We start from the raw sequence: 25,629 nt of genomic DNA on the forward strand, positions 1-25,629 counted from the left end.
CTATAATTGCTTACATCGTTGTCTAGATTTTAGTGTTCTTTCTCTATCGATTAAGCGCCCACGCGTCGAGTTCTTAGTATTCCCTCTATGTCCTTGATCACCATGGACATGCTCATTGAACTTGTCGGGATGGTTATGATTTTTCAAGAATACAATGTTCCTCGGATCACCTTGCCATTTGGAACCAAGTGTACCATTGCCTTCTACCGAATTGATATGATGCCCGGTATAACCTGCCCGGGACATCACAGAGGTTAGGCTCTTGTTGGGAGTCTTCAAAATTAAATCCCTCTCTTGCGCTGTCCAATTTCTTGTGCCAGCCCCACCATCCTGCAATAAGGCTTTTTCTTGCACCCATGCCCTAGAAATAGCAGAGCTTCTAGCTCCACCTTGAGCAGAAAGAGAATCATGTGGCCGGTAACGAATGAGATCGTCAGGAGTCAACCCCCACGGATCTGCCCACCCCAGCGCATTCGGCGCATACTGGTAAAGGTTTATCCCCCCCGCCAGCCCTATCGGGTCCTGCTGCGTAAACCTTCCGCAGTCCGGGTCGTAATACCGGAACAGATTGTAGTGCAGCCCTGTCTCGCGGTCCAGGTATTGCCCCTGCATGCGCAGGTTCTGGGAATATCCTGATACCTGCGTCTCGCTTTCCCGCAGCAGCTTGCCCCAGGCGCTGTTTACCCCTTCCCAGCGCACCTGTCCTTCGCTATCCGTCATCCGCTCCGGCGTGCCGTTGGGCTGGCAGTGGAACCAGAAAATCTCCGGAGCATCAACGCCGTCAATGCGCGCCAGCGGGTCGTAGCTGTTCTGATCGCTGTAGACGTAGGTCAGCGGCACGTCCCCGTGCACCTCCTGCAACAGCCGGAACCCTTCCCAGACAAACCGCGTGGTGACCGGCTTGCCGGTTGGCTGGCCGCCCAGCATCTGGCGGCGCGTTTTGCTGATGCGTCGCCCGAGCGGATCGTAGCGGAAGCTGACCTGCGTCTGCGGCCTGTTGCGGTCCCGCGGCTGGCTGATCACCTCCGTCAGGCGGTGCTCACCGTCGTAGCGGTAGTGCCAGCGGGTCTGTCCGTTATCTTTCTCCACGGTGCGTCCGTGGACGTCATAGCGCCAGCGAATGCCGTTCAGCTGCGTCAGGCGGTTGTGCGTGACCTTCTCAGCAGAGCCTTCAAGCGGGTTACCGGCTGCATCCCAGCGCCACTGCTCCTGGCCGGGCAGCGTGCCGTCCTGAACCAGCAGCCGGCCTGCGCTGTCGTACTGCCAGCGGTACCAGCTGAACGGGTTATCGTCCCGCTCTTCGCGCACCAGGTTATGACGGTAGTCGTAATCCCAGCGGCGGGACCAGCGGCGCGGCGACGGGCGCTGGGCATTGCCGGTAAAAACGTCCCGGCGGTGCAGTCGGCCGAGGCGGTCGTATTCGCTGCGGGTGGTCAGCAGCCCCTGCGTGCGGCTGGTCTCGCGGTGAAGCTCGTCGCGGGTAAAGTCGGAGACCGAGAGCTTATCAAGCGCGATGCTGAGCAGATGCCCGCTGCCGTAGTAGAACTGTTTCAGCTCGCGGCCATCGGGCAGCGTGACGGAGGTGCGGTTGCCCAGCGCATCATATCCCCACGCCAGCTCACCATGCTCGCCCGCTTCGCGCGTGACGCGCCCGAGCGCGTCATACTCAAACACAAGCTCCTGCTCTGCCTCGGTGGTCCACACGTCGGCTGAAAGCGCAGGATGAAGCCCAATCCGGCTCAGAAGGCCGGACGGCGTGTAATGGTAGCGGGTCTGCCCTTCCGGCGTGGTGCGGGCGACCAGCTGGCCGCTCGCGCTCCAGGCAAAGGCATGGGTGATGGCCTCCGGATGACCGGCGGCAAAGGTGCGCGCAATCGTGCGCCCGCAGGCGTCATAGCGATACTGCGAGGCCACGCCATCAAGCCCCACCTCTTCCAGCAGCAGCGAGTCTGGCCCCCAGCGGAACTGATACGCTTCGCCGTTCTCGTTTTCCAGGGCAATCAGACGCCCGCGGCTGTCCCAGCGGCGGCGCACCTCTTCACCCTGCGTATTACGGGTGGCGGTTAAGCGCCCTGCCTCGTCGTATCTGAACTCGCTCTCTTTCCCGTCGGCGCCCGCATGCTTCACCGGCAGGCCACGTTCGTTCCATTTGAGCGACTCGGTCCAGCCTTCTGGTCGGTCGAGCTGCACCGGACGCCCCGCGGCGTCGTAGCGGTAACGCGTCTCTTCGCCGTCGGCGCTTATCTCAGCCACCAGCCAGCCTAGCGGATGATAACGGCATTGTGTCACACGGCCCGAACAGTCCGTCACACGCACCATCTGCCCGGCTTCGTTGTACTCCTGGTAGCGGCTGTTCCCGGCGGCATCGACTTCTTCCACAACCTGACCAAACTCGTCCCGACGCAGCAGCGTGGTCTGCCCCATCGGATCCACCACGCGTTTCAGCCCGTGATGTTCGTCATACAGGAACCGGGTGGCGCTACCGTCGGCTTCGATGATGGACGCCGGAAGCGCACGGTGCTCCAGCCAGGTGGTGGTGCGGGTATTGCCATCGGCGTCGATCTCCTGCACCCGGTTGCCCATCTCGTCATAGACGAAAGTAACGGCATTACCCAGCGGATCGATGCGACGCGTGAGGAGTTCGTTGTCATCCCACTCGTAGCGCCAGTTCTCACCGCGCTCGTCAACGTAGCGAACAATCAGGTTTTGCGCGTTCCAGTAATGCTTTCGCGTCTGACCGTCGTAGTGTTCGACGGTCGTCAGCCCGGCGGCTAGATCATAGGTAAAGCGACAGCCGTCGCCGGTGCTGGTGCGGTTTTCCACCACGCGCCAGTGGTCGAATTTTTGCCAGCGGTATTCGCTCTCCAGCCCGCCCGGCAGACGGTGCCAGACCATCAGGCCATCATCGTTATAACGGTATTCACGGGTAACCACGCCGGAGGCATCCGTTGCGCTGGCCAGCTGGCCGCGCGCGTCATACCCCCACTGCATCAGCGGCCATGTCTGGTTGCCGTCAAAATGGCTCGCCGAGGTAACGCGCTGCGGGAAACGTTCATCGTCATAGCGCAGGGTGACATCGATCGCCCGCGGCTCATCGTGCAGACCGACCAGCCGCCCGTGCTCGTCCCATTCCGTCAGCAACGCGTTGCCGTATTCGTCGCTGAGGGAGGCCAGGCGCATGATGGCTGGGTTAGCGCGGGTCGGTTTATACAGACGCCACACCGCGCCGTCATCGTCAGCTATCGCCACGTCGCCGCTCTCATTGCGGCGGATAATGATGCCTTCGCTGATGCTGTAAAACGCGCGGTCGACCGGCGGCAGCTCGAAGCTCAGCTCGCGCCCGGTTTCATCGAACCAGGTGGCATTGTTTTCTTCCAGCGTCAGATAGCTGTCAAAGGTGGTAGCCCAGCCCAGACCGAAAAGCCCTTCGCGGGTGGTCAGGCTGTTGTAGCTGCGTTGCCAGCGCAGCGGAAAGCGCCCCGGCAGCGAGAAATCGAGTTCATCGTCGTCGTTCAGCACCTTCACGCCAGTGGCGGCGTGAACCGGGTGCGAGGAGCCGAACACGGCGTTGACGGCCATATCAGCCAGCATCCCGCCACCGGCAGCAGCCAGCGCGCAGGGCATGTTTTTCAGGATCTTGCCCGGACGCCCGCGCAGCAGGGAGAGCGCAATCATCCCCAACGCCAGACCCGGCGTTTTACCGCTTTTGATATCGCGGACCGTGAGGGTGTCGCCGCCGATGATCACGTTCGGGGAGACGTCGTCGGAAACGGTGCCTTCGCAGGTGGTGCGATCTTTCGCACGTACCGCGGGCTGCCCGTTGATAAAGACGCTTTTGGAGCCTTCCGCCAGATACTGTGGCCCGGAGTGTTTATCACACGCCACCTTGTCTTCTTCCAGCGGCGAGGTCCCTGCGGCGGCTGAGGCAACGCTCGGCTGCCACATTTCGCTGCCAAACTGTCCGGCAGCGGAGAGCAGCATACCCGCGTAGTCGGCAAAGCTGCCCGGCGACTGCGGCTCAGGGGACGGGGTATCGGCAGGCGTTAACGTCCCGGCGGCGCGTGCAGCGGGAAGTTTATTTGTCAGAACATTGCTCGAACCGGTGGTGATTTTACCCGCGGGCGACGGCGGGAAAAGCGCATTGCCTAATCCTTCAGCGGCGTTGCTGATATCGTCGGTGATCCCGGCGACGTTCGCCAGAACCCCACCAATAATGCCGCTCAACAGACAGCTGGATCCAATCGCCGCCACGCCTGCTGCTGCGGCCCCGGCTCCCAGCAGTGGGGCCGCGACGGTCGCTGCCGCGCCCACCGCCGCGCCAATCACCGCATAGGCGGCACCTTCCGCCACAATGCTGGTAATATCAGCAAAAATGCTGGAGTGAATAATCTCGTCGCCCTTACGGGCCGCGTTGTTATCGCTCATGCCTTACACATTCCGGTTGTCGTTTAGCGTCAGACTCTGCTTCAGTGCGCTCCAGCGCGCCTCGTCCTCTTCCGTAAAGGCTTTTAAGGCCGAGAGGGTAAAAATCATCAGTACCGGTTTGCCCGGCGTCTGCACGGCCAGCTGTTTTTGCCACAGGCGCTGGCCGTTACGGTCAAAGGTGGTCTCAACTTCCAGTCCGCTAATGTTTCCGTCTGGCCCGGCTTTTACGTGCTGAAATTCGCTCTGTGCAATTTCCCCCATCTGAGGACGCAGCACGTCCCACTGGCGGTGAAACTCTTGTTCGTAATCGCTACCATCGGGGATAACGCCGCGGCTGACCACCACGGACAGCCCGCTTTCGTCATCGCGAATGATGTTCATGCTGTTGTCCTGACAGGCGGCAGGAAAAAGGGTAAAGGAACCTTCCTGGAGGGTGTATTTCATAAGTGAACTCGGGATGATTTATTCGAAAAATAAAATTAAAAGCGCTAAAATTTATACCGCCAATATTAATTACTGCTTAGCGACTCAGAGAAATATGATCATTAGAACGTTAGCACTTTCTTTTTTTCCGCAAAAACTTTAGGGGCAGCGATATTATTGGCCGTTTGATAATTATCTTCTTTCACAGCCCGTAAAATTGCCTCGCAACTTATTGTTCGTAGCGTGACATAACTACCCTGCCCAGGCATTCCTGATTCAGAACTGGAAAGCTAAATGCCCATGCCAGCCCGCGTTCATCGGTAGGGGTGCGATATCCAACTGATTGTCCCGGCGTGTTTCCGCGAGGGATATTAGACAATTTTAGATCCGGAAAATGAGATTTGACTTGATCAAGAGTAATACATGGTTGATTAACTACGAAAGAAACCAAAGATACGCTATTATCACCATTTCCCCATAAACGAACATCCACATTACTGATCCGTGTGCCATCAGTTAACGTAAAGGGAGCTGAAGTATAACGGTCTTCTTTCTCCTGTGTATTATTAATCAGCGGTTGGTTAAACAGTTTACTGACATCCTCAACTTGTTTACCCCACACTGATTTCATTTCTTTAATCATTTGCCACAACGAATCTTGATTCATTTTATTATGCCCTGCATAGGTAAATATTGAAAATAGTGGAAGAACAATGAGGAATGTAGCTTTAATCATCCTACTTTCCATAGAATCCTCCATAGTAATCATTATAATTTAGATTAGTCCCTGAGGCTATTTCCCCTTTACCATACACTTTTCCTATTGCTTTGGCTGCATCAATGCGAGATAACTCACCACTTACCATTTTATCATAGGCAGAATTATATGCTTTTAGGTTTTCGGCACTTCCCGCTATATCAATATCAATACCGCCGTTTGCAAGGATCTCGCGTTGTATTTTAATGTTATTCAGCGTTGCTCCACCTTCATCCATAAGCTGGCTGTTGATGAAGCTTTCCTTACTCGAAGAATCTACCGCAACAGGATAAGTTGCATGCCCTGCCTCATGTGCCAGAGTTTGCACCGTTGTGGCTGTATCTTCCATGTGTTCAGGGTCCATGACAATCAATTTGTTATTCGTATCAGCGTAACTCCCCCCTCCTGCTGCTCCCGGCTGAATAGCCCACCCTTTATCTTTTAGATCTTTTAATTGTGTCTGAAGCGTTGGTGACTTATTGATTTCCTTAACTACATCTTCACTGAAGGGCATCACATCAGAGTTGTAGGAATTATTTTGATAGACGTAACTCCCTTTTAATGGTGGCGCTGATGCAAATTTTGTTGTTGGTTTTGGTCTGGTTGCTGCTGGCGCTGAAGCTGCGGGAGCCGGATTCTTAGCACTTTTATTCGGAGAAAACTTCTCCTGCACCGCCGCATCAATATCCCCTTTATGCCCCGATCCCGGCGCCGTAGTGCCCGGCTTGGTTCCCGACGTGTTCAGATGAAGCTTACCGCCCGTGGTGATATACCCATCCCCTTCGACAAAGAAGTTAAACTCTTTGCCGATCAGGTTAATCTTGCCGTTCGCGTTGAGTTCAATGGCGCTCTCACCAGAGACCAGCCGCAGCTTCGTCCCGGAAGCAATAACATACTGCTCTACCGCCGCATCCAGCTTGCCTTTACCCGTCAGGATCTCGGTTCCGCCTTTCACGGCCTGGATCTGATTAGCCTCCACGCGATGCAGCTCATTTTTCTTCACGTAATGGCTGCGCGCCCCGCCGACGCTGTGCGTTTCATCATTTTTAACGCTGGTATCCAGATTACGCTCGGCCTGGATCCACACCTGCTCTGCGCCCGCCTTGTCCTCAAAGCGCAGGGCGTTGGCGTTGTCCACGGAACCGTCTTTTGTCCGGCTCATAAAGCCCATCTGCGTCGCCGCAGCCGGCAGCGCCCACGGCGGCATGCTCGCGTCGTTATACACGCGCCCGGTAATAATCGGACGGTCCGGGTCGCCGTTGATAAAGTCCACCACCACCTCATCGCCGACGCGCGGGATCTGCACCCCGCCGTAGCCCTGGCCCGCCCAGGCGCTCGACACACGCACCCAGCAGGAGCTGGTGTCATCGCCCTTCGCCAGACGGTCCCAGTGGAACTTCACCTTCACGCGACCGTATTTGTCCGTCCAGATACTCTCCCCCTGCGGCCCCACCACTTTCGCCGTCTGCGGGCCGTAGGTCCGCGGCCACGCCGTGCTCTGCGCCGGACGGTAGGACACCGACGCCGGGATAACGGTGAAATCGGTGCGGTGAATGGTCTCCCCCTCACCGCTCGCGTAGCGGTTCTCCTCGAAGTGGTAACCCGCCGCCGTGACCAGATACTCCCCGTTATCGCTGAAGAACGGGGCGTTGGTCAGTGTAAAGATGTGGCCCGGCGCAATGCCCGCCGCCGTGGCCGTCGCCTGAATCTGCTGATGCTCCACCTGCCAGCGTTCCTGACGGATGCGGGCGTAGAATTCCGCATGGCCCGTCTCCACAAAGCGCCCCGGCCAGTCGTACACGTCGATGCTGCCCGGTTTCGGTGACGCCGGGTTCTGCTGCGCCTGGAACAGCCACGCATTCGGCTTGCGGAAGTCGTAGTCGTCGAGGCTGTAAATCCCCGGCGTGACGCTGTCCTCCAGCGCCCACTGGCTGATGCCCTCTTCATCCGTACTGCCGCCGGACGGCGTCTGATGGTAAGGAATGACCTCATAGCCGCTGAACGGCTGATGCTGCGTCGCGGCGTCGGTCAGCACCAGGGTGTGCTTGTCCGCCTCATGGCGGAAGTAGTACGCAATCCCCTCCAGCTCCATCAGGCGGCTGATGAAGTCCAGGCTCGACTCCTGATACTGCACGCAGTAGTCCCACACCCGGTAGCTGCCGGTGAGTTTGTCTTCGAGGTTAACCTGATGCTCACCCAGCAGGGTTTTGACAATCTGCGGTACCGTCTGGCCCTGGAAGATACGCAGGTTACGGTCGCGCTTCATCGGCCACAGGTCCGGCTCCACCGTCAGCTGGTACACCGCATAGCGGGTGCCCGTCAGCTCCACGGCGCTCACCGCCACGCGGGTAATCTTGCCGTTAACATAGCGGGAGGTCAGCAGATTCTGCGTCGGGATGGTCACCGTGACCGGCTGGCCGAGCAGCCTGCTGCGGTCGATGCGCGCGTCTGTGCCGAGCACGGTCAGCGTCAGCGCGAACGACTCGGACATCGCCTCGCGGCCGGAGAGTTTCCAGAAGAGCAGCCCCTCAACCGGGAGCTGGACGGTAATTCGGTTGAGCATAATCTTTATTCCACTATGGACGAATCTCAGTGCCAGAAGTTAACTCATCTCAGTATGCAAAGCGGAAACGCCGTTGATGTGATAATGAGTAGCTGTAAGATTGACTTCGCTTGCCACAAAATAAAACTACTTTTCCTGTAGTTTCATTGAGATAAACAGTTATAAGAAAGTGTCTTCGGGGGCTCTATCGAACAATTCACCAGCCATTTTGGCGATACGTTCATGTTGTACAAGATTGTTTTTCCACTCCTGCGGAATACCGGAATAACCATATAATGCTCCAGCTATTTGTCCCGCCGTCGCCGCAACGCTGTCAGCATCATCGGCAAGGTTGGCTGCCAGCAGAATGGCATCACGGAAATTATCCGTATTCCATACGGACCACATCGCGGCCTCAAGCGTATCAATAACGTAACCACTTGAACGAATCTGGTCGCGAGTTTTTTGCTTATACTCACCCGCGTTTATGATCATTACACGCGCGCACAGTGGGAAAACATGAGGCGAAAAAGCTTCTTCTTTTTGATAACCGTTGATTAAATAGTGCAATACCAATCCGAGAAATTGGCATGCGTTAATTGATTCTACCGCGCCATGCGTGCTCGACTCTGAGCCTGTGATTCGAAGTAAATCGCACGCAGTGATTTTCGACAAAAGATAGACACCGGTGCTTGACGAATAACCCCAGCATTACCAGCAGTGTGTTTCTCTGTATTACCATACCAGGAAGGTCCGACACGCATATACTGTTCAAGCGCGAACCGCGTCGTATTGCCGATATCGAAGCACCGACCATTACTGCTATTCTCTCCGTCAAGATACCATTTCAGGATATATTTTCTAAGCACATCGGTGTGCATTCTGTTTTCTGAAAGATAAGTCTCTGCCAGACATAATGCCATGGACGTATCATCTGTCCATTCACCAGGTTTTAATTGAAAAGGCCCGCCACCAATCATATCTGCTACATGTTCACTGTCTCTTTTCTTAAACTCAAGAGTGGTGCCGACGGCGTCCCCAACAGCCAATCCCACAAACGCCCCAAGCGCTTTATCACGTGAAACATCTTCAGTCGTGACTAAAGGTAATGTTACATCCCATGGGAGAGATGAATTCGACGCATCTATACTATTGCTTCTTAATCCATTACGGACATCAATTGGCATATAACATTGATAACGATCGGCATAATGATTGATTACTGAGTCTTTACTGTGAAGATCTTGCATCACACACCCTTTAAATAGAGCAACAGGGGGGGTCATATGACAGACCATTATTCATCTTTTCTCTTACCAAAAAATCTTTGATTAATTTGAAGAAGGGAGATTGTAATCAAACACTGCGCATCACTTGCGATATCTTTTTTGCCTTTTTAAGTATTCTACGCCTTGCTCATGAGGAAGAATAATCTTAAATCCTTGTACCATTTGCGAAGCTATATACCTAGCATTGGACAATGCTGAGAAATTTCGTCATCAGTAGTATCAAACTCTTTGGACGCAAGCACTCCGAGATTCAATGTGTGTAATTTACTTTTATATTTTTCAACACCAATGAGAATAGATTTAATATAATCTTACTGATTCTTCTCCATAACATATAAAGAAATGTAGGATATTTCTCTAATCGACTATTAATTGCATCAATAGCATCATTGATATAATCCAGCGCGGTATAATTTTCTTTACTCATGATCCAACTTAAATATATCCTTTTCACTTGAAAGAATCTTTGAAAGCGTGCTCTGGCGTAACCACTGCCGCCGTGGTGGTGTGAATTTTCTGATGCCCGACTTACTTGCCTGCGCTCCTGACGGATATCGGCATAGCAATCCCTCCAGCGCCATCAGACGGCTGATGAAGTCCAGGCTCGACTCCTGATAGTGACGGTTTATGGTGGAGATGATATTGACAGGGCAGGGAAACCGACAAAGTCACCGATCATCTAAAAAAAGAAAAGCTACGCGTACGCATGAATTTGTCCTGAATATCGAGTCAAAGATTAGACATTTTCTATATGGAATGTTGACAGGATGATTTCGAGGCAGCGTTTATTCGCCTCGAAGTGGTAATCATGATAGTTACGGTGTCTGCCAATCAGTTCTGCATAGCACCAGACTTTGCCCACGCTAAAAATATAGCACTGGTAAACAGCGCGCATTTCTTCCTCTGCGCTGAACATTTCCCCCCGGCATGTCCACAGTGTTTTTCCGAGGGATGGATTAAACTCATTTGGAATAGTAGCAAGTGCTTCAGTCTTAAGCGTAACGGCAGGTTCTCGATCGTGAAACCGTTTAATCGAAACGCTAAAAACATCCTGCGCGGTAAACAACATCTCCTGCGAAAAAAAGCAAAGATTAATGACACCGTAGTTAATGCCATCAAACGAGTGCTCGACCACCAGGCGCGTTTCTGTAAGGGGATTCACCTGCCAGGATTCCGGTACTTTAAATCCACTGCTGTTTTTAGCACTGAGGTTCACGGTCTTAAGCAGTTCAGCCAGAACCAAGTTACTACGATGCAGTAAATCCCAGTTCACTACAGTAAAGTAAATATCATTCGCCAGCGCAGGGTAGTCGCGAGCGGCACAGGCCGCTTTAATCAGGAAATAATTTCCGCCTCCTTCTTGCGGATTGTAATCTTTCTGTACGGTATAACGTGAAATGACCTCGTCGCCGGACGAGTGCGTTTTGAGAGTTAGCACATCTGCAAAAAGGCCACTACCGGAAGGATGCGCAATCAAGCGCTGATTCAACACTTTTTCGCCCATCAGTTCCAGTTTATTAAACAGCCAATCAGAGGGATTCATCTCCCACTGACAGCGTTCATAAGCGGCCCAAACTTCCATATAGGGTTGCGCATCATCGGTGGCATAGCGACCCAAGTTAGTCAAGCCGACCTCAGGAAGGTGCTGCGGGGTCAGTTCAGCTGGCTTAACACGATTTGGCAAAATCACCCAGTACTGAAGCATTTTTTTATCAGCAGAGGTATACAGGCATTTCCAGTAGTTCGCCTTAATCTCTTCATTGCTTGCGGTTGAGACGATGGGAAAAGCATAATTATTACCAGTGTTCATAAAACCTCTTCAACTCAGACAGTGCTGCCAAACCAGATACCATAGAACATTAAGATACAGCCTAACGAGGCTAGACACTTTACTACCAGGCGTAATTTTGCCCCATACTTACCAGATAGTGATAATAATTTTGTATAGTTTGCTGCAGTGTTATAGCGCTTGTGGAATCGCATAATAATATCGAAAATATTATTCAACATCACGACAAAAAACTTCGACAGAAGCACTGCCATAAAGGAAGCTGGTATTATTACTGATAATGATCGTGCAGTTTCTCTGGTAAGCAACGGGATGAACTTAGAAAAGCCAACCAAAACAATGACCAATACAAATGCACCAATCAGTACTGAAATGAATTTTATTCCAAAGCCACGCCATTCTTCTTTTGTATACAGATCTTTTCCATTCCAGATATAGATCAAAGTGATTAAAATAAAAATCGTTAAGCCAGCCCATTTCATTATTTCATTGTCCTCTCACATCCCTTAATCGCCTATCAAAACAGTAACACACCCGGTAATAATTGTCCCATCCCCGCTTTCTGTCGGAACAGAGGTGACGGCTGGCTCATCCTCTTCGCCATACAAATAGTCAAAGAAATCCAGTATAGGCTTAAATGCCACTTTCAGACTTGCATCACCCTTAAGCCCTACAAGCCCTGCAGCCCCACCAGTCACCCTGACGTTAACGGAATAATCTTTAGTGTCCCAGAAAGCGCTTCCACCTCCCGCGAGACCAGCAGACCCAAAGCTACCGTCGATTTTTGCTTCTCCGGAAACGATGCCCAGAATATCAAGGTTACCCGAAACTTCGCCTTTCACTCCTTTCGCTTCCGCACCGGCGTCAGCAGTCAAACCATACTTCCCATCATTGCCGGTATAAACTTCTAATACGGCTTTAGCTTCTGCTGTACCAATAGTTACATCCCCTGATAGTCCACCATACAACGTTCCTTCTTTACCCGCAGCAACCGAACCACCGTATTGCTCACCTGTCGCAGCGGCATTCGCATTCAAGCCATAAATATCGTTGCCGCCACCATACAGAGACCCCGTCGCATTGGCGACGGCGAGTTTATTACGCATTTCTGCCCGTAGCAGATCCTTACTTTTCATATTCCCAATTGTAATATCCGCCAACGCAAAACCAGCTGAAGCGGTATCAAAATCACCGTTGAGGTTTTTATCTTCGAGGCTGGCGTACGCACCCAGAACACGAGCATCAAAATGTTCGCCGTGCATCATCCCATCTTCGCCGGCATTTTTCGCCAGCGTGCCCCCCCAATATTGAGGTGCTGCTGCTTTCGGTATGGCAGGTGCCGGTAAGCCGCTAACATCACACTTCGTCTTGTCTCCTTGACGTGCAAGTGGCATACCGTTAACGAAGACAGTACCGGAGCCCCCCACAATAATACCGCTGCCGTGCGTCGAGCAGGATAACGTATCACCCTTTCGAGCGGCGGGAAAACCACCGATGATGACGTCCGGGCTTCCCGACTGTATTGGCCCCGAATGTGCGCTGACATCTATGGTCGCTCTGGCGGCAGGCTGTCCCATGTTCAAAAATCCTTCTACATATTAGCTGTTAATTTTAACAACAGCGCCTTTAATATCTGTCAGGTTTGTACCATTGAGATGAAGAGTATCATTAGCTTTCATCTCGGCATTTATTCCGCCGCCTAACTTCGTCAACTCCGTCCCTTTGAAGGATGCCACAGTAATACTCTCAGCCTTGAGTGTCCCTTCGGAAACGATAATTTCAATTGTCGATGGCGTGATAAGAATGTAGTTATCATTCACCTTTAACTTAATCGAGGTTGTCGCTTCCAGCAGAGCATTTCCCTCTTTATCCATAGTCAATACGGTTTGGTTTTTACCTACATTGAATTTGTGCTGATTACCCGTGTTGCTGGTTGAATTCGCCCCCACGTTCACGTCCCGGTTACGCTTAACCGTTACGTGCTCATCCCGGCCGATAATTTTTTTACGGTCTACCCCTACGTCATGTGTCTCGCAGTTCTCGATCTCGGTGTCCATGTTTTTTTCAGCATGAATCCAGATCTGCTCTTGCCCAGCCTTATCCTCGAATCGTAGGGCATTGGCATTATCTTTGTGGCCATCCTTACTGCGGCTCATAAAACCCATCTGCGTCGCAGCAGCCGGCAGCGCCCACGGCGGCATGCTCGCGTCGTTGTACACGCGACCAGTAATGATCGGACGGTCCGGGTCGCCGTTGATAAAGTCCACCACCACCTCATCGCCCACGCGCGGGATCTGCACCCCGCCGTAGCCCTGGCCTGCCCAGGCGCTCGACACACGCACCCAGCAGGAGCTGGTGTCATCGCCCTTCGCCAGACGGTCCCAGTGGAACTTCACCTTCACGCGACCGTATTTGTCCGTCCAGATACTCTCCCCCTGCGGCCCCACCACTTTCGCCGTCTGCGGGCCGTAGGTCCGCGGCCACGCCGTGGACTGTGCCGGACGGTAGGACACCGACGCCGGGATAACGGTGAAATCGGTGCGGTGAATGGTTTCCCCCTCACCGCTCGCGTAGCGGTTCTCCTCGAAGTGGTAACCCGCCGCCGTGACCAGATACTCCCCGTTATCGCTGAAGAACGGGGCGTTGGTCAGGGTAAAGATGTGGCCCGGCGCAATGCCCGCCGCCGTGGCCGTCGCCTGAATCTGCTGATGCTCCACCTGCCAGCGTTCCTGACGGATGCGGGCGTAGAATTCCGCATGGCCCGTCTCCACAAAGCGCCCCGGCCAGTCGTACACGTCGATGCTGCCCGGTTTCGGTGACGCCGGGTTCTGCTGGGCCTGGAACAGCCACGCGTTCGGCTTGCGGAAGTCATAGTCGTCGAGGCTGTAAATCCCCGGCGTCACGCTGTCCTCCAGCGCCCACTGGCTGATGCCCTCTTCATCCGTACTGCCGCCGGACGGCGTCTGGTGGTAAGGAATGACCTCATAGCCGCTGAAAGGCTGGTGCTGGGTGGCGGCGTCGGTGAGCACCAGGGTGTGTTTGTCGGCCTCGTGGCTGAAGTAGTACGCAATCCCCTCCAGCTCCATCAGGCGGCTGATGAAGTCCAGGCTCGATTCCTGATACTGCACGCAGTAGTCCCACACGCGGTAGCTGCCGGTGAGTTTGTCCTCGAGGTTAACCTGATGCTCACCCAGCAGGGTTTTGACAATCTGCGGCACCGTCTGGCCCTGGAAGATACGCAGGTTGCGGTCGCGCTTCATCGGCCACAGGTCCGGCTCCACCGTCAGCTGGTACACCGCGTAGCGGGTGCCCGTCAGCTCCACGGCGCTCACCGCCACGCGCGTCACCTTGCCGTTGATATAGCGGGGGGTGAGCAGGCTCTGCGTGGGGATGGTCACCGTGACCGGCTGGCCCAGCAGCTTGCTGCGGTCAATGCGCGCGTCCATACCAAGCAGGGTCAGCGTCAGCGCGAACGACTCGGACATCGCTTCGCGGCCGGAGAGTTTCCAGAAAAGCAGCCCCTCAACCGGGAGCTGGACGGTAATTCGGTTGAGCATAATCTTTATTCCGTAATGGTTTATGCTGGGAACGTTTATGAACGTAAAGCTAATTTCGACGAGGTGGTTTTGGATTGATGCAATGCTGGGTTGATTTGTCTGGAGGTACGAACTTTCGTTTTTATAAATCCAAAGAGTGCAGGCTTATGGAAACTCCGGAAAAAACCTTATCTCTGGCTTTCATGAAAGTTGAGCAATCACTTAACCGGCGCAGGTGGCCACACGCCCCCTTTCTGAATAAGTTTCTCTTTTATTTCGTTTAACTTCTCGTATTGCTCACTGCCTCGATCAAGTCCACTCAGCGCGTCCGCAAGCGCATTGCTCATTGACCAGCCATTTTTAGCCTTAACTGACGGGTCCGCTCCACGATCGAGCAGCAACAAGACATGATCGTAAGCCTGGTTATCCAGCGCATCAAACACCAGCGTTTTACCCAGTGAGTTGGTTGAGTTGACGTCAGCACCGCGATCGAGCATGGCTTCCAGCGTCTCTGTATTTTTCGCTTTTAGCGACTGGAAGATGATGGGTTCGTGGAAAACCTTATCTTTCACGTTGGGTGAGAGGCCACCGTCCAGCATCGCGTCGATCCAGTCCGCACTGTCTCCCTTTAGGGCAAATTCGGCAGGACTGCTTTTTCCCTGCGGTCGAGGCTGGAGCGGATCTGCGCCAGCCTTAACAAGCAACGTAATCACCTTTAAATGGGGCGATGTCTTTTTATCATTAATCGCGTTGCCGATGGCCCAAAAAAGCAGGGTCATATCCTGCTTTCCCGGTTTATTAAGATCGCTGTCTGGTGCAAGCGTCTTCACCGCGTCGACATCGCCTTCTTCAATCGCTTTCGCCAGTTCAAGCTGCTGACCGCTGAAGTAGTCCTGTGGATTAAGGTCCATATCCTGCTTACACCCCTGAATCATGAATAAAAAACATAACGCGACAAAAGCCATCAACCCTTTTTTCACAATCGACTCCCGATTATCGAAATATCCTCATCCTTCTGTTGCTCTATGCAATCAATCGCCTGATTAATCCCGTGGCGGTCCAGCGCACTTCCGGTTCCACCGGGAAGGTCATGGGGTATTCCGGCAGCATTAGGGCTCAGCGCAGAGATTTCCTCTTTGAGGATCCACGAAGGGACATGCCCTTTCATCGTTTTCAGATCTTCCCAGGGGTTAACTTCCTGAATCTTCGTCAGCAGTTCACCTTCAACCCGATACGCCTGGATATTATCCGTACTGCCTAATATCTTACCGCCGTATTTTTCTACGGTTCCGGCATTGAGGCCGGCGGCGTTAAACGTCCACCCCGCTTTCCCGCTGCCCATAGAGGTTGCAGAGGCGAGACCACCGCCAAGGGAATGACCGGCAATATCAATATTCTGGCCTGACCTTGCCAGCTCCTTACCGATACTCACGGCCTTTTTATAATAATCTGAAGCCATACCCATGCCCTGTGAGAAGTTGTTCGACCAGTCAGCCCCGTTTACCACCGGCGCCAGTTCCCCTTTGGTCAGTAGAGAGGAGACATTCTCAGACAGAGAGGCGAAGCCAGGCTCGCGCGATCCCCTGAATACCAGCGTGGGGTTCATATCTGCACCAAACACTTCCGGCTTCGGTTGATAGACGCGCGCCAGAAAATTGGGGGACGTATCATCGTCAAAGAGCATGGATTTATTCAGCCCGAACTTTCCTAACAGCACATCGTCATTACTGATATCCGTCCATCCCTCCGGCACGCCCGGTGTGGTTTCCAGCGGGTTCACGGTCTTATAAATATTTTCCGCAAGCTTCGCTTTTTCCACCGCGATATTATTCGCCGCCAGACGTTTCGCGGCGATCTGGGCATCCGGATAAAGGCTATTGCTCCCCTTCGCGATCAGATCTTTACGCGCCTGCCAGCGTTCTGCTTTGGTCATCTTCTGAAGCTGCCCGGCATAGGTTTTACCGTCCTTGCCCGGAGTAGGTTCATCCGGCACCTGTGCCGTTTTAGATTTCACCACCTGTTTTGGCAGTACCGTTGGCGCAGGGCGAGATCCGTACGCTCTCACCATAGTTTCGTAGCGGTCAACAATCGTACTCACCGGATACCAGCCCAGGCCGACCAGCGAGGCAGCCTGGAGTTGCCCTTTGGCGTTGATATAAAAAATTTCCGTTACTGATGACCAGTCACGAAAACTTTCGTCAATGGCAACCACTCTGCCCATCTCTAAATCCTGCGCGATCAGCGTACGGGTATCGCGCCCGGACTGATAAGGATTCGCACCGGTGATCGTGCGCAGCAGATCGTAGCGCGTGAAGAGTGAGCGCAGCGAATGGTCGGGAACCGACATAATCCACTGTCCGGCAACGGACGGGCGGATTATTTTCGCAAACAGCGCTGGCGAGACGTTCTCGTGGAACAGATAGACAAACTTGATGTTATACATTCGCTCCGTCCTGTTACCCGCAGGCTTACGGATTCACCAGCCAGGTGCCTGGCTTCGCAATATCCAGCGTCTGGGTACGCGTTCTTCCATTGCCTTCCAGTTCAATGCGGGTCTCGCCCGCAGGCAATTTCAGCGATGCGTAACCGTTATTCCCCGGACGCAGCGCTTTAGACTCGCCGTTCACCTTCAGCGTCTCGCCATCAAGCATGCGGATGTAGACCAGCGCGACCGGGCTGGCGTCGACAGGCGGCGCACTCTGCTGCGCCGTAGCAGGTGGCGCTACCGGCTCGCTCACGTCTGCCGTTGCCGGTCTGGTTTCCGATTGGGATGAGGTCTCAGCCGGAGGGCTCACGGCAGGGGTTTGCGCCGTCTGCTCTGGCGTTTCCTGACTGCCGCCGCCGAACAGCATCGCACCGGCAACCACCCCAACCAGCACGCCCGCGGCCACCAGCCCCGGAAGCTTGTAACGTCGCCAGTCCAGCGCGGAAGCAGATGCCTCCTCTTCCACCGGCACCAGCATCGTACCGGTCTTCTTCGCAGTCAGCACCTCGTCGATACCGGCGACGGGCATCTCGATCAGCGCCGCAAACTCCTCAATGGATTGCGGACGGTCTTCCATATGCAGCGCCAGCGCCTTGTCGATGGCCTGAAGCAGCGGAATGGAATAACCCTGCGGCATCAGCTCCACCAGCGGTTTGCAGGTGTCCTGAATCGAACGCACCACGCTGACCGGCGGCGGAGAGCCGACGATGAGGGTGCGCAATACGGCGCCGAGCGCGTAGATATCCGTCCACGGCCCCTGCTCGCTTTCATTGTCGTCGGTATACTGCTCGATAGGCGCGAAGCCCGGACGCAGCATGGTTTCCGTCTCATCCGAGAGATTACCGATGGTGCGGCGCGCCGATCCGAAATCGAGCAGCACCGGCAGGCCGTTATCCTGAATCTGAATGTTATCCAGCGAGATGTCGCGGTGTAGATAACCCTCGTCGTGGATCGTTTTGATGGCGCCGAAGAGCATTGGCAGCATGCGGCGGATCCACGCCTCGTTAATCAGCTCCGGTTTCTCTTCGCGCAGACGCGACAGCGTGGTGCCGCTGTAAAACAGCGTTCCCATATAGGCCGTGTCGTTTTGCACCCAGAAACGCAGTACGTGCAGCAGGTTCGGGTGGTTAAAGCGCGCCAGCAGGCGGGCTTCCTGGATGAAGCTGTTCAGACCGGCAGAAAACGCTTTGCCGAAGCGCTCGCTGCGCAGCACCAGCGTCATATCCTCGCCGCGCACGGCGAGGGAGGAAGGCATAAATTCTTTGATAGCGATAGTGCGTTCGAGCTGGTGATCCCAGGCGCGATAGACGATGCCGAATCCGCCGCCGCCAATCACCTCTTTTATCTCAAACTCATTGAAACGGTACCCGACCGGGAGCGCGTTTGGGACAGTCCGATTGTTATCATTATCCGTCATCTTTTACAGTTCTCTTGATGATTATTACGCGGCAAACTGACAGTGGAACTCGCCCTGCTCGCAGGTGACATGCAGACGTCGGTACTGCTCGTCGCTGCGGCTGGCGGTAAGTAAAATCTGGCTCATCTGAGGCAGCAACGTATTGGTCAGAATCGCATCCACCATACGCCCGCCCGACTCAACCTCGGTACAGCGCTGAACAATCTGTTCGACCACGCTGTCGTCAAATTCAGAAATAATGTTGTGATTCTCTTCCAGACGACGCTGAATGCGCCTGAGCTGAAGACGCACAATCTGCCCCAGCATCTCGTCGCTCAGCGGGTAATACGGCACCACCAGCAGGCGGCCCAGCAGCGCAGGCGGGAACACCTCCAGCAGCGGCTGGCGCAGGGCGCCGCTTAACGCGTCAGGCTCCGGCATGAGGTCCGGATCGGCGCACATGGCGCTAATCAGCTCGGTGCCGACGTTGGAGGTCAGAATAATAATGGTGTTGCGGAAATCAATATGGCGCCCCTCGCCGTCTTCCATCCAGCCTTTGTCGAAGACCTGGAAGAAGATCTCGTGGACGTCCGGGTGCGCTTTCTCAATTTCGTCCAGCAGCACGACGCTGTATGGACGGCGGCGGACGGCCTCGGTTAATACCCCGCCTTCACCATACCCTACGTACCCCGGAGGCGCACCTTTTAAGGTGGAGACGGTGTGCGCTTCCTGGAACTCGCTCATGTTGATGGTGATGACGTTCTGCTCGCCGCCGTACAGGGATTCGGCGAGCGCCAGCGCGGTTTCGGTTTTACCGACGCCGGACGGACCGCACAGCATAAAGACGCCCACCGGCTTGTTCGGATCATCAAGCTTCGCCCGCGAGGTTTTCACGCGGCGGGCAATCAGATCCAGACCGTGACGCTGGCCAATAACACGCTGGTTCAGCGTGTCGGCAAGGTTCAGAACCGCGTCGATCTCGTTTTTCACCATCCGGCCCAGCGGGATCCCGGTCCAGTCAGAGACCACCGCGGCAACCACGTTTTCATCCACCGCGGCAAACAGCAGCGGCTCGTCACCCTGTAAGGCTTTCAGCGCCTGCTGCTGTTCCGCCAGCTTGCCGCGCAGCTCAGCGGTATCTTCCTCGCCCGCCGCGAACAGCGCGGCGCGCAGGCGGATAATCTCCTGCACCAGGCTGCGTTCTTCTTCCCAGCGCTCGGCCAGGGCTGCGCGTTTTGTCTCATACGCGTCGCGTTCGGCGCGTAATGCCGTGACGCGATCGGCATCACCGGCCCCCACGCGCGCTTCGCGTTCAGCAATCTCAATTTCCACATCCAGCGCGGCAAGATGGCGCAGGCAGTCTTCCAGCTGAGCAGGCGGCGCGCTCTGGCTGACGGCCACGCGCGCGCAGGCGGTATCCAGCAGCGCCACCGCTTTATCCGGTAGCTGACGCGCAGGGATATAGCGATGCGACAGTTTCACCGCCGCGCTGACCGCTTCGTCGAGGAGTAAAACCTGATGATGGGTTTCCAGCGGCGACACGGTGCTACGCAGCATCAGTACGGCTTTCGCTTCATCCGGCTCGTGAACCTGTACGGTCTGGAAGCGGCGGGTCAGCGCAGGATCTTTCTCAATGTATTTTTTGTATTCCGCCCAGGTGGTCGCGCCGATGGTGCGCAGCTGGCCTCGCGCCAGGGCAGGCTTGAGCAGGTTAGCGGCATCGCCGGTGCCCTGCTGACCGCCAGCGCCAATCAGGGTGTGGATCTCATCGATAAACAGAATAATTGGCGTGGCGCTGGACTGCACCTCGTTAATCAGCGCCTGGAGGCGCGCCTCAAATTCCCCTTTCATGCCCGCTCCGGCCTGAAGCATGCCGATATCCAGCAGCCACAGCTGAACGTTTTGCAGCGGCTCCGGCACGTCGCCGTCGGCGATACGCAGCGCCAGCCCTTCCACCACTGCGGTTTTCCCGACGCCGGCTTCCCCGGTCAGCAGGGGGTTGTTCTGGCGACGACGCATCAGGATATCGACCATCTGGCGGATCTCTTCATCGCGCCCCACCACCGGGTCAATCTTGCCTTCCCGGGCGCGCGCCGTCAGATCCTGACCATACTGCGCCAGCGTGCCCTGCGCAGCCGGTACTGCCCCGGCAGGCGCGTCCGCAGCGGCGGCGGCCTGCTGGCTCTCTTTGCTGCTGGCGCAAATGGCGTCGAACTGCTCGACCAGCACCTCAACGTTAAGACGGGTGAACTGCGCCGAAATACTTTTCAGCACGTTAGCCAGATTCCACGTTTTCAATATGCCGATCAGCAAATGGCCGCCGCGGATGCGGCTGACGCCAAACTTCAGCGAGCCGTAGACCCAGGCGCGCTCGACGGCGCTGTCGATATGCTCGGAAAGATCAGACACGGAACTCGCGCCACGCGGCAGGGCATCCAGCGCCGCCACGATATCGCGCGTCAGCTGCTGTTCATCAAGGGCGAAGTGACGGATGACCTGTTGCAGATCGCCATCCTGCTGCTGCATCAGCTGATGCAGCCAGTGCACCAGCTCAACGTACGGGTTGCCGCGCAGCTTACAGAAGGCAGTCGCGCTTTCCAGAGAGGTAAATAACAGCGTATCCAGTTTGCCGAAAAGCACGGCACGGCTAATTTCTGACATGTTAGTTTCCATTAACAATGATTCGGTATACGGAAGGATTATCGCTCTGCGCGATACACCAGATCGCCACGCGGAACAGGCTGAGGCTGAAGGCCGAGCCAGGTGTTGTACCCTAATCGCCCGGCGCTGCCGAGCGTGGCGCCCTGCACCGCATCGGCGCGCAGGATCACCCGTGTTTCCCATTCAAATTCCACCCCGGCGTACTGTCGCACCCAGTCGCGCAGCTCGGTGACCCATCCTTCGCCCGGCAGAAAACGGTTGTAGTCGTCTGCGCTCAACGGGCCAATCTCGAGCCGGAATTTATGCTGCACGTCGCGTACCGCAATGCCGAGAAAAGCGGACTCTCCCATGCGCGGCAGGCGACGCCCCTCACCCAGCTGTGCCTGCTCCCGCGTTGAGAGCGGCATCCACTGCGGGACGTTGGCCACCAGCCTGACCGGCACGTTGAAATAGTTGCGCAGGATTTTCTCCAGCCCTTCCGGGTCCCGCCCGTGACGGGTCAGGTGCCCGGCGTGAGTAAAGCGGGCATGCGCGCTCAGGCTGCCTTTCGACATCTGGGCAGGCTGCCCCATGCCAATCAGCGATGCCAGATACCCTTCGAAGCGCCTGTTGTCGTCGCGATCCAGTGAAACGGCAGGCTGCGCGTCCGCCCAGGCGCGGTAGAACAGCAGCGTCAGGCGGTGGTGAAAGAGGTCGGCAAACGCGCTGAGGCTGTGATCCTGATGATGATGAATACGCTCGCGGGCATACTCAGTCATGTGCACCGGCAGTGGGCCGTTAGGACCAAACATGCCGAAGCTCAGAATGGAAACCTCATGCAGTCCGTTCTCTTCCCGCTGCCGGACCTCAGCAACCGTTGACGGCGCAAAGCCCATTGAAGGCTGCTGACCAATACGCAGCGGCTCAAATTTAGGCAGCGGTGCGCGCCCCAGCGGGTAACGCTCGCCGCCCTGGGCATCAATGCGTCTTAACAGCTGGAACAGATCGTAGCGCCACGGCGTCTCGCGCACCCCGCGCCAGAACGCATCGGGCAGCGGCGTCAGGCGATGCACGCGCAGCGTTGCAGGGGCAACTTCACTCATACCAGCGCCCTTTTACCCATACGCGGCGCCCAGTAGCCGATTTCGCCGCGCTGCTGGCTCTTGAGCGTGAACTCCGTAAAGCTGTTGATGGAGACCAGGCGGGCAAAAAGGCGCTCCAGCACGCTGCCGAAAAGCCACGGGCTGGCGCCGGAAAAGGCGCGTTCGTCCACCGTCAGGGTGATGCCGATCCCGCGGGCGAACACCACCGGGCCGGGTTCCGGCACGCGGCGGTGCACCGGCTCCAGCACGCAGTGACGAACGCCATCCACCTGACGGGCAACCGGCGTCTCGGCGAGGTTGGCGTACAGCCCTAACAGCTGACGCAGCGCGGCAGCGCCCTCTTCGTTTTCGCTGTCCATCAGGCTAAGGTAGTTCATTTGCAGCTGGCTGATGAGCCGCCAGGTGCTGAACCCTTCGGCCAGTGCCGGACGCGGCGGCGTCGGGCCTTTACGCAGGGTTAACGCCTTCACCGGCATGGAGTCGGCCATAATAAACTGCCCAAGCTCCTGCTGGAGCATCAGCGGCAGGTCACGGCTGGTGCACAGCACCTCGGCGGAGATATAGCGCAGGTTTTCCTGCCACGGCGCGTGCTGCGCATCCACCAGCGAGACGAAGACCTCCGAGCCGATATAGCCCGTACGGGTGCCATAGCGCAGCGCGTGTTCGGAGAGAACGCGCTGCTCACGGCGCAGGGAAAAATAGGCGCCGTAGTTGCCCGCGTCTCCGCTCCAGGTACTCCAGAACGGACGAAACGTCTGGTCGTCCCGCTGACCATCCGCGCTGGCATAGATTTTTTTCACGGCATAAATTTCATAATCCAGCGGGCGGATGTTATCCACCACCAGGTGGTATTCATGCTGGCTTTCGCTCAGCTTCTGCCGGGCCGCCACTTTCGGGAACAGGTTGATCACCGGCGTGCAGTGCAGCGCCAGGTGGCTGGCATCCACCACGCGCTCCAGCTGATCGTCGCTCTTGTCGAGCAGAATGAAGATATCAAACGCTTTTTCGTCTTCGCAGCGCTGGATCAACTTGCCCAGCCCGCTCAGGCTGATGAAACGAAAACGCGCCGGGAACGCGAAGTACTCCTGCAACAGGCGATAGCCGTCAAAGTTACGCAGATCGTCCGGGAGCAGGGCCTGGTCCGCATCAAAACCTTCCTGACGCAGGGCGTCAGACGACAGCAGCTGGCGCTGGGGCTGCTTGCTGACCGTCTGGCAGACGATGCCCGCGTGGTGCTCCATCACCAGCTCCAGCAGCTTCAGCGCCTCGATGTCCGGGCCGCTTAAGAAGAACTCCAGGCGGTCAAAATCCAGGTGCCCGAGATGCTGCGGGCCATCGCAGGCAATGCGGACCCGTAAGGCGCTGCTGATCCCCCGCTGACTCAGGCCGAGCTGGGCCAGCGGCAGATCGGCGGGAACGCCGCCCAGCTCGATCCGCTCAATTTTTAAAGGCAGCAGGTTCACCTCGTGCGCCGTGGTATAGCTGCACGTAACGCCGGTTTTTTTCAGCGCCAGGCTGTCCATCATGGTGCCGCGCGGCACAATAAAGCCTTTGCTCAGGTCGCCCCGGCTGCTGTCGGGCTGAATTTCAGCGATCGCCATCGACGGCGTAGGCGCCAGATAATTTGGCGCAATCATCTCCAGCATACGCTGTGAAAAGCGCGGGAATTCGGCGTCCATTTTCATCTGCACGCGGGAGGTCAGGAAGGCGAAACCTTCCATCAGGCGCTCAATGTACGGGTCCGCCACTTCGATGCCGCGCATGCCGAGCCGCCCCGCCACTTTCGGGTAGCGTTCGGCGAACTCCGCGCCCATCTCGCGCAGATAGGCCAGTTCACGGTTGTAATATTCGAGCAGTTTGCTTTCCATCATTACCCCGCATCTTTCAGTTCAAAATGGCCGTTTTCCAGATCGACGTCGGTGCGAAAGAGAAACTCCAGCGGATACGGCACGCACCACAGGCGGCCTTTGATTTCGATAGACAGAACGTTGTGCAGATCTAACGAGGAGGTATCGGACACGCAGCGAACCTGAAGCCCCTGGGGCAGGATCCGCGGTTCAAAGTTAATAATCGCTTCGGTGAGCTTGCGCTGAATGTCGTGCCATTCGATATCAGACATTCTTTTCCCCGCCAGCGGCGCGACGCCGAAGTTAACGACGGAACGGCTCACCTGCGTCAGCCCGCTCAGATCGCTGGAGGCATCGTGGTTGATGGTATTAAACAACCACTGTAAATCCCGCAGGACGTTACGACGCAGCGCGGCGTGGGTAATCAGATTGCTGTTGGCGGACTCGCGTTTTTTTTCCGGATCGTTATCCGTCAGGCGATCCAGCAGTGAGGGCTGCATTTTGTCCCGCGCCCCCACCTTCTCCTGCCTGCTGCGGGCCTGCCAGCCGCTGCGCAGCAGATCGCCTTCGCCAGCGGGATTACTCATCCGCACCATCCGCAGCAAACGTCACCAGGCTCAGGGTGAGCAGCGGGCTTTCGCTTTGCTCGCTCAGCCAGGCTTTCTGCCCCATGCCTTCATACAGGACACCGTCGTCGTCGAGCGGGAGCCACTCGGTGGTGCGCCCCAGTCTAACGCTATCGGAAGCGCCGTCAGCAAACGGATAACGCGCCGGTATCTGACACACCTGCTCGGTGCCGTCCGTGAGGCGGACCAGCGCATGACGCCACACCAGATCGGTCACGCTGGCCGGAGCCTGAAAACGGATCGCATCGATGGCGCAGAACGGCACCCAGAAATAGCGGCCATTGACCAGGGCTTCACACACCGGCCCCAGACGGGCATCGCCGTCCATCAGCCATTCAAAGGTGTGGCTCTCTTCATTCTCCAGCGTGACCTGCCCGCGGCTTGCCGGGGCCTGTTCGAGTGCCGCCAGGCGCAGCGTTTGCGCTTGCCCGGCGCGTTCGGTCAGCGCCTGGGCTAACGTCGACAGCCACGGCCACTGCGCCTCGGGCATTGCCGGTCGCGCCTCTCCCGCGAACACGCGCGCCCGCTGCTGTTCACCCTGAATGGCCTGCTCCAGCAGCGTTACGGTTGGTTTTGCCTGCGGCATCAGCGCCAGCCAGCTCTTCAGCTGGGTCAGGGCGCGCGCCCAGTTGCCGCTGAGGATCAGAAACTGCACAAACGCGGCGCGCAGATCGGCATCCGCCGGACGAGCTTTGATTTCGGCTTCCAGGCGAAGCAGCGCGTCGCTAATCGACTCACCCGCCAGACGTTGATAAAGCGTATTCATAGCCC

The 25,629-nt window shown here is 56.1% G+C and carries 17 protein-coding genes and 1 pseudogene; all 18 read right to left on the reverse strand.

What is annotated here, in order from left to right; translation table 11 throughout:
* The 18 genes and pseudogenes from SK47_RS12180 to SK47_RS12265 all read right to left on the reverse strand — a co-directional run bounded on the left by SK47_RS12180 (nt 1) and on the right by SK47_RS12265 (nt 25,624).
* On the reverse strand, nt 1-4,425 hold the full coding sequence (locus SK47_RS12180; RefSeq protein WP_156172557.1) for an RHS repeat-associated core domain-containing protein: 4,425 nt from the start codon (nt 4,423-4,425) through the stop codon (nt 1-3).
* Nucleotides 4,426-4,428: 3 nt separating this feature from the next.
* Complete coding sequence (locus SK47_RS12185; RefSeq protein WP_048244319.1) at nt 4,429-4,869, reverse strand: DcrB-related protein; 441 nt, start codon at nt 4,867-4,869, stop codon at nt 4,429-4,431.
* Between the two features lie 208 nt (nt 4,870-5,077).
* Nucleotides 5,078-5,596, reverse strand: coding sequence for a hypothetical protein (locus SK47_RS12190; protein WP_022651393.1), 519 nt, complete (start codon nt 5,594-5,596; stop codon nt 5,078-5,080).
* The gene (locus SK47_RS23725) at nt 5,586-8,168 is read right to left on the reverse strand and encodes a type VI secretion system Vgr family protein (protein WP_048244320.1); all 2,583 of its coding nucleotides are present in this window, start codon (nt 8,166-8,168) and stop codon (nt 5,586-5,588) included. Before SK47_RS23725 ends, SK47_RS12190 begins: the two co-directional genes overlap by 11 nt.
* A gap of 159 nt (nt 8,169-8,327) precedes the next feature.
* Nucleotides 8,328-9,397: pseudogene (gene tri1 / locus SK47_RS23730) on the reverse strand (ADP-ribosylarginine hydrolase Tri1).
* A 209-nt stretch (nt 9,398-9,606) separates the two neighbouring features.
* Nucleotides 9,607-9,690: a hypothetical protein gene (locus tag SK47_RS24415; RefSeq protein ID WP_230246519.1), complete on the reverse strand. Its 84-nt coding sequence runs from the start codon at nt 9,688-9,690 to the stop codon at nt 9,607-9,609.
* A gap of 482 nt (nt 9,691-10,172) precedes the next feature.
* The gene (locus SK47_RS12210) at nt 10,173-11,246 is read right to left on the reverse strand and encodes a hypothetical protein (RefSeq protein ID WP_023314297.1); all 1,074 of its coding nucleotides are present in this window, start codon (nt 11,244-11,246) and stop codon (nt 10,173-10,175) included.
* A gap of 14 nt (nt 11,247-11,260) precedes the next feature.
* Nucleotides 11,261-11,707 (reverse strand): hypothetical protein, encoded by a 447-nt coding sequence (locus tag SK47_RS12215; RefSeq protein ID WP_023314298.1) that lies wholly within the window; start codon nt 11,705-11,707, stop codon nt 11,261-11,263.
* Nucleotides 11,708-11,731: 24 nt separating this feature from the next.
* A complete protein-coding gene (locus SK47_RS12220; RefSeq protein ID WP_048244322.1) occupies nt 11,732-12,802 on the reverse strand; it encodes a PAAR domain-containing protein in 1,071 nt (356 codons plus the stop codon).
* Between the two features lie 21 nt (nt 12,803-12,823).
* A complete protein-coding gene (locus tag SK47_RS12225) occupies nt 12,824-14,782 on the reverse strand; it encodes a type VI secretion system Vgr family protein (RefSeq protein ID WP_048244324.1) in 1,959 nt (652 codons plus the stop codon).
* A 197-nt stretch (nt 14,783-14,979) separates the two neighbouring features.
* Nucleotides 14,980-15,726, reverse strand: coding sequence for an ankyrin repeat domain-containing protein (locus SK47_RS12230; protein WP_048245075.1), 747 nt, complete (start codon nt 15,724-15,726; stop codon nt 14,980-14,982).
* A gap of 11 nt (nt 15,727-15,737) precedes the next feature.
* Nucleotides 15,738-17,204, reverse strand: coding sequence for a hypothetical protein (locus SK47_RS12235; protein ID WP_032609467.1), 1,467 nt, complete (start codon nt 17,202-17,204; stop codon nt 15,738-15,740).
* A 25-nt stretch (nt 17,205-17,229) separates the two neighbouring features.
* Nucleotides 17,230-18,663, reverse strand: a complete 1,434-nt coding sequence (locus SK47_RS12240) for a serine/threonine protein kinase (RefSeq protein ID WP_022651404.1) — start codon at nt 18,661-18,663, stop codon at nt 17,230-17,232.
* A gap of 24 nt (nt 18,664-18,687) precedes the next feature.
* Nucleotides 18,688-21,303 (reverse strand): type VI secretion system ATPase TssH, encoded by a 2,616-nt coding sequence (gene tssH / locus SK47_RS12245; RefSeq protein ID WP_048244326.1) that lies wholly within the window; start codon nt 21,301-21,303, stop codon nt 18,688-18,690.
* Between the two features lie 38 nt (nt 21,304-21,341).
* Nucleotides 21,342-22,385, reverse strand: coding sequence for a type VI secretion system baseplate subunit TssG (gene tssG / locus SK47_RS12250; RefSeq protein ID WP_048208542.1), 1,044 nt, complete (start codon nt 22,383-22,385; stop codon nt 21,342-21,344).
* On the reverse strand, nt 22,382-24,253 hold the full coding sequence (tssF, locus tag SK47_RS12255; protein WP_032628408.1) for a type VI secretion system baseplate subunit TssF: 1,872 nt from the start codon (nt 24,251-24,253) through the stop codon (nt 22,382-22,384). Before tssF ends, tssG begins: the two co-directional genes overlap by 4 nt.
* 2 nt (nt 24,254-24,255) lie before the next feature.
* The gene (gene tssE / locus SK47_RS12260; protein WP_015570336.1) at nt 24,256-24,819 is read right to left on the reverse strand and encodes a type VI secretion system baseplate subunit TssE; all 564 of its coding nucleotides are present in this window, start codon (nt 24,817-24,819) and stop codon (nt 24,256-24,258) included.
* Nucleotides 24,812-25,624, reverse strand: a complete 813-nt coding sequence (locus SK47_RS12265) for a type VI secretion system accessory protein TagJ (RefSeq protein WP_048244328.1) — start codon at nt 25,622-25,624, stop codon at nt 24,812-24,814. Before SK47_RS12265 ends, tssE begins: the two co-directional genes overlap by 8 nt.
* Between the last annotated feature and the right edge of the window lie 5 nt (nt 25,625-25,629).

The sequence above is a fragment of the Enterobacter sp. BWH52 genome, assembly GCF_001037565.1.
Taxonomy (GTDB): Bacteria; Pseudomonadota; Gammaproteobacteria; order Enterobacterales; family Enterobacteriaceae; genus Enterobacter; species Enterobacter hormaechei_C.